We start from the raw sequence: 5,972 nt of genomic DNA, 5'->3' as shown, positions 1-5,972 counted from the left end.
TCCATGTTCGCCCTGAGTTCCGGGCACACTATAGGTTATATCACCACACCAGACTCTATTCGGAGCTTCTACATCAAACTCACGGTTGAGTTTATTCGGGATATCCGGTCTCTCAACATTAGCGACCCTATAGGCATGAGGGCCTGGCTGCTTACTCGTTAAGCCTTGCTCTTTCATCAAACGGCCAACTTTAAAGCGTCCCATGACAACGCCTTCGTGTTTCAGCATATCGACGAGAGTCCGGGTCCCCGCCGAGTTTCGAGACTTTATGAATAAGCGTTTTATACGAGCCCGCAGCAGTCGCCGCTTAGTTTCTATTTGTTGACGTCGTTTTCGACGCTCATAAAAGCTGCTAACACCTACACCCAGCGCTGAGCAGACCAACTCAGTCGTTTCATGCTCCCTCAACCGGTCTATCAGCGCGTAGATTTCAGGTCGTCGGACATTAAGAGAGCGGTAGCCTTTTTTAGAATCGATTTTTCCCGCTCTAACCGATTCACGCGAGCTTCAAGCTCCTGTATTCGTTGCTGCTCCGCAGTCATCGCCCTGGACTTAGGCGTTTGACCGCTTTGTTCAGTTTCTAGCTGTTGAACCCAATTTCTAATCGTATTTTCATGTACATCAACAGCCCGGCTTGCTTCCGCATAGCTGTAGCCTTGCTCAGCCACTAAATTAGCGGCCTCATACCTGAACTCAGGACTAAATGATCGACGTTGTCTTCTTGCCATTGAACACCTCTTCGTTAAGGGTAATACTACCACTTAAAAGAGTGTTCGGGTTTAGTCTGCCACTACATATACTCACTAATACTGCGGCAGACCCTAAATCTTTCGCTAAACCTGACAGTGGGTGTATTTCGAAACCAATACGGTCAACGACTGCCTCTATTGCAGTATTTACTATCTCGGTAAACATAATGAACAGTACCGCAATGATAAGTATGAGTTGCTCTTTCAGTGTAATATTGAACAAGAAAGTTACGGAGATCGACAATATGAGCAACAGTAACGAGGGTGTTCAATATTCTGTGTCAGCCAAGTTTTCATAAATCTATATGCCCATCCAGCCGGCCCTCAAAGTGGATGGTCAGCTGAGACAGTGTCAGGCTCCAGTTCTGCACTGGATGCGACCAGCGCTCAGTTGCTTTTAACATACCTGCGTACAGAAGCTTAAGCAAACTGCTCTCATTGCTAAAACCACCTTTGGTTTTGGTCAGTTTTCTGAACTGGCGGTGCACGGCCTCAACAGCATTGGTTGTGTAGATAACGGTTCGGACATAATCCGGATATTTAAAATACGCTGAGAGCGTCGACCACTTATTACGCCAGGACTGAATAACAATGGGATACTTATCACCCCACCTGGCTTCTAGGTCGTCTAGGGCGCTTTCGGCGGCTGACAGTGTTGCGGCTTTATACACGCATTTTAAGTCAGCCATAAAGGCTTTCTGGTTTTTGCTGGCCACGTACTTCAGCGAGTTGCGAATTTGATGAATGATGCAGTGTTGCACCTCGGTTTTTGGGTAGATGCTTTCAATGGCTTCAGGGAAGCCTTTTAAGCCATCAACACAGGCAATCAGAATGTCCTGCACACCTCGATTGTGCAGGTCGGTCAACACACTCAGCCAGTGATGAGCGCCTTCTGATTCGGATAAATAAAGCCCCAGGAGCTCTTTTTTGCCGTCAATATTGAGCCCGAGAATGGTGTAAACCGCTTTGCTGATAAAACGGCCGTTCTCTTTGATTTTATAGTGAATGGCGTCGAGCCAGACAATGGGATAAACCGCTTCTAAGGGTCGCTCACGCCACGCCTGAAGCTCCGGTAAGAGCTTATCCGTGACGGCATTGATGGTGCCGTTTGAGACATGAATACCGTACAGGTCTTCAATGTGCATGCGGATGTCTTGGTAGCTGGTGCCAAGCGAAAACAGCGCAATGATTTTACGCTCCAGCTCATCGGTTAAATGCGTCTGATGTTTTTTAACCAACTGCGGCTCAAACGAGCCCGCTCTGTCTCGTGGGGTATCAAGTTCAAAGCTGCCGGCAGGACTCTTAACGGATTTTGACGTCGAGCCGTTCTTGCGGTTAGATTGCTCTTTATCACTGAGGTGCTCATCAAGCTCAGCCTGCATTGCGGCTTCTGTGAGTTGTTTGATAAGCGGTGTCAGGATACCGTCTTTGCCCGTGAGGTCTTTGCCTTCACGTAACTGCTTTAAGGCGGTATCCATGTCGAAGTTTTTTTGGGTCATATGTCATCTCTTTTTTGCTTAGTTTAACGAAATGACACAGAATTCTGAACACTACCACAGTACTCTTGTCTGAATGCGGCTTCATTCCTTAGGAGCCATTTGAACGCTCTAGTTGAATTTAATGTTGCGAGATAAACTCGATTAAAACCTTTAGGCTTGTTTTCACTATCAAACACGGATTAGTTTACTCCTTGAGAAATTGTTGGTGACTTTGCATTTGCTACGGAAACACCATTAGTACAATGATTAAAAGGGTTGTTTTTAGGTTGATAAACTTTTGACTTTACTTGCATTTCAGCAAGTAAAATATCGAATACGTTGTCATGAGATATAGGCTGTTCACTAATTTTATTTAAACAATCTAACTTGGCTTTGTGATGTAATTTATCCCCCCAATAAATCAATGGCACTTTTGTTTGTTCTTCTGGTGCAAATGCGTAAGGTAAACCATGTAAATACACGCCACTTTCGCCCAAAGATTCACCGTGATCAGAAACATAAATCATTGATGTTTTGATATTGTTCTCATTGCTCAATGCTGCAAGTTCTGTGATGATTTCTGACAAGACTAAATCAGTATAAGCAATAGTGTTGTTGTAGGTATTAACCAGTTCCTCTTGACTACAATTTTGGATATCACTACGTTGACAGTCAGGAGAAAATACTCGTTTATCTTTGGGGTAGCGTCGGTAGTAAGTTGGTCCATGAGAGCCGATCATATGAAGTACTATTAGTGTATTGTCGCTTTTCAATGAATGAAGTTTCTTTCTTAATTCGTCAACCAGAACTTCATCGAAACAGTACTCATCATCACATAATGGATTTTTACTATTAGTAGAAATCTGCTCCGTTTTTACCCTTGAGCAAACGCCTTTGCAGCTACCATTATTATTGCTGATCCAATACACTTCAGCTCCTGCCAAGTGAATTAAATCAACGGCATTTTGTTGTGCTACCGCCACTCTTTTCTCGTAGTTGTTTTTGTTTAACCTTGAAAACATACAAGGTACAGATACCGCAGTTGCTGTTCCACAGGAGGTAACATCTTTAAATGAAACAACGCCTAAGTCTTTAGTTAGGCTATTGGTCTGCTTTTCATAACCATTTAAAGAAAAATTTTGGGATCTTGCTGTTTCACCTAGCACTAAAACAGTAATACTTTTGTTACTATCATCATTTTTAATGGTTGGAGACGTGTCTAACAGGCTGAATTTTAACGGAGGGTACAAATAGTTTTTTCGAACATATTTTACTGTTGAATCAATCAAGGCATATGGCGTTAGATAGCCCACTAAATCGCGATTATTTCGGCCAACAGATGCATAGTTTGAATAAAATACTATTGCAATTAGAAATATTACACCGACACTACCGCTAAGTAATTTTATCCGTGCGAGCAATTCCCCGACAAAAGAACTATAGGTCAATTGAACGTTGGCAATAAGAAGTGAAGGTATTACTCCAAAAAATAGAAAGAACAATATTGCGGAGAAGTTAAAATAAGAAAATGCTTCAGCCGTATCCGTTTCAACTGTATTTTGGATCATGCCATAATCAAAAACTATACCGTATGTCACAGTGCTATAAAAAAGAACAGACGACAATAAAACCAATAAGATGAGTAGTGGTTTTGTTATCCATCGAAAGGATAAAAAGCATTGAACGAAAATAGACAATGCCAATAAAAAAACAGGGACAGACAGTAAGAAAAAAAGATTGTAAGATTCAAGGGCTGTAACCACTGTCGTTATTTTACTTAAAAATGGGAAATTCAAAACTAAAGTGATGTATACGCAGGTATAAATCACTAATTGATTAGTTGTGAGCTTAATTTGGTTTAAAAAATTGATAATTTTGTACACTTAACTTACCTTAGAAAGAATGTTTAGTGGTTATACGAAATTCAACACCATTGACATTGGCATCAGAGGTTAATGGCTTGATAATATCGACATGAATGACACGTGCTTCACTGGTTTGAGTAGAGTAAAATCGAGCACCCAGTCCCACAGAAGTCATCCATGAATCTTGGTTGGTGGTATTATCTGAACTACCGAAAACTCTGCCTGTATCGACAAAAATAGCTCCGCCTAACTCAAGTAATTTATAGATATTGATGTGAGGGTAATAACGAGCTTCAGCCGTAAATTGAGTGCTGTGATCGCCATGCCTGTATTGTAATGGATAACCCCGTAAGCCAGTTTCACCACCTAAGACAATAGGGTTGTCTTGAAATTGATTCTCACTAAATTGACTGTTGTTTTTTAAATAGGCACTCCAGCTATCATTTAATTTATGAAAGTATTCATTATTGACGCTTAATACAGTTCTATTTGCATTGTTGGAATCACTGTAAATTTCCCCATCTAAGGTTGCACTAATAAACCAAAAAGCATCATCAAATATTTCTATGCCTTTTGTTAAACTTGACCGCCAAAGTAATGTTGGTGAGGTATCTGTATTCCCGATATCAGTGCCAACTTGAGTTGTTAAATTCCACCCAAGGTTGAAGTCTTCTATATGATTTATCAGGTTGAGGTTAGATAATTTTCTGAAGTCTTTTTGCAAATACTCAACACTAAGATATGGATATATAAACTCTCTATTAGAAGGTACGACAGAAATTAAATCTGGGTTTTGTATCTCATTAACTGCTGAAAATTCATGCTGTTCATTAGTAAAACCAATACCAAATCTTAATGTATCTTCACTGGAATCATTTTTAAGCCATTGCCAGCTAGCTGTTGAGTAACGTTGATTGTGTTCAAATTGGTTGTAAGTTTTGCCAAGTTTGTATTGGGTATCTATTTGCCTAAAGTTGTCAAAGCCAATATTAAATGCATTGTTGGTATCAAAACTTACAAAGTCTTTCTGTATGAATACAGATTCAGATGTGCCGTCGTCGCTGTTGATTAGATTAACTTGCGCGTTAATATTATTATTGAGGAATAATGGGAAATTAGTTTTAAATTTATATCCACTGCGTTGATCATTGGTAAACGATTCAAGCTCAGCGTCTATACCCAAGCCTAAGAAATTTCTGTCTTTGATACCAATAGCGTATTTATTCTTTCCCCCCTTACGGCCAAAATCTACTGTTGGCATTAGTGACCAGTTATCCCAAGCTTCAACTGTGATTTTGTCAGAGTTATCGTTTCGAGTTACTCGTGCATTTCTTATGTATTTTTTACTTCTGAGGTGGCGTTCCAGTTCTTCAAGATCTTCTTGGCTTACATCGCACTTTTTGATGAAAAATGCTGCTTCATTGTACAGTGTTTTATTTTTGGTTTTGATATGAAAAAAGTTAGCCCAGCGATGGAGAAAAATAGTGTCTGGTTCTTCTAAGTTAAAAATGTCGTAGGTCTTTAATTCTATTTTATCTTTTTGATTACAATTATCGTCAGTTGCATTCGCTGCTTGTGCTCTACAAGTTAAGAAAATTATTGATGTTGCAAGTAGGTTGATAACAAAATGCTTTTTCATAAAGACACCTCTTATGAGTATGGCTTTATGGTAATTTTGTTAACTTAAGATTTGCTTAGTTCAAACTGATAAATGGCAAAGTGTTGCTATTTTTTGCTTAGAAAGGCTTTGCTATTATTGAATTACGGTAGTTAGTTTTAGAAGTTGATAGTGTTCAGAATTCTGTGTCATTTCGTTAAACTAAGCAAAAAAGAGATGACATATGACCAAAACCAATTTCGACATGGATGCCGCTTTAAAG

Annotated in this window: 5 protein-coding genes and 2 pseudogenes; all 7 read right to left on the bottom strand. The window is 39.9% G+C overall.

Translation table 11 applies throughout. From position 1 onward, the window contains the following. On the bottom strand, positions 1-384 hold a 384-nt coding region (locus DET62_RS14475; RefSeq protein ID WP_243735063.1), incomplete at its 3' end, for an IS3 family transposase. Between the two features lie 32 nt (positions 385-416). After that, positions 417-728 (bottom strand): transposase, encoded by a 312-nt coding sequence (locus DET62_RS14345; RefSeq protein WP_110014423.1) that lies wholly within the window; start codon positions 726-728, stop codon positions 417-419. Beyond that, positions 700-1,008: pseudogene (locus DET62_RS14585) on the bottom strand (diacylglycerol kinase); the annotation flags it as partial. The pseudogene DET62_RS14585 and the gene DET62_RS14345, both read right to left, overlap by 29 nt. 34 nt (positions 1,009-1,042) lie before the next feature. Continuing rightward, positions 1,043-2,248, bottom strand: a complete 1,206-nt coding sequence (locus DET62_RS14335) for an IS256 family transposase (RefSeq protein ID WP_110014422.1) — start codon at positions 2,246-2,248, stop codon at positions 1,043-1,045. A gap of 62 nt (positions 2,249-2,310) precedes the next feature. Beyond that, positions 2,311-2,424, bottom strand: a pseudogene (locus tag DET62_RS14580) (diacylglycerol kinase); the annotation flags it as partial. 3 nt (positions 2,425-2,427) lie between these two features. Next, the gene (locus tag DET62_RS14325; RefSeq protein WP_016899341.1) at positions 2,428-4,110 is read right to left on the bottom strand and encodes a phosphoethanolamine--lipid A transferase; all 1,683 of its coding nucleotides are present in this window, start codon (positions 4,108-4,110) and stop codon (positions 2,428-2,430) included. Between the two features lie 10 nt (positions 4,111-4,120). Beyond that, positions 4,121-5,731 (bottom strand): hypothetical protein, encoded by a 1,611-nt coding sequence (locus tag DET62_RS14320; RefSeq protein ID WP_110014421.1) that lies wholly within the window; start codon positions 5,729-5,731, stop codon positions 4,121-4,123. Positions 5,732-5,972 lie beyond the last annotated feature (241 nt).

This window comes from Idiomarina sp. H2, assembly GCF_004364275.1.
Taxonomy (GTDB): domain Bacteria; phylum Pseudomonadota; class Gammaproteobacteria; order Enterobacterales; family Alteromonadaceae; genus Idiomarina; species Idiomarina loihiensis.
Note: the sequence above shows the minus strand (reverse complement) of the source record. Positions and strands in the feature narration are given on the sequence as shown.

Coding starts and splice junctions, on each gene's coding strand:
- DET62_RS14320 (WP_110014421.1), bottom strand. CDS start 5,731: ATGAAAAAGCATTTTGTTATCAACCTACTTGCAACATCAATAATTTTC.
- DET62_RS14345 (WP_110014423.1), bottom strand. CDS start 728: ATGGCAAGAAGACAACGTCGATCATTTAGTCCTGAGTTCAGGTATGAG.
- DET62_RS14335 (WP_110014422.1), bottom strand. CDS start 2,248: ATGACCCAAAAAAACTTCGACATGGATACCGCCTTAAAGCAGTTACGT.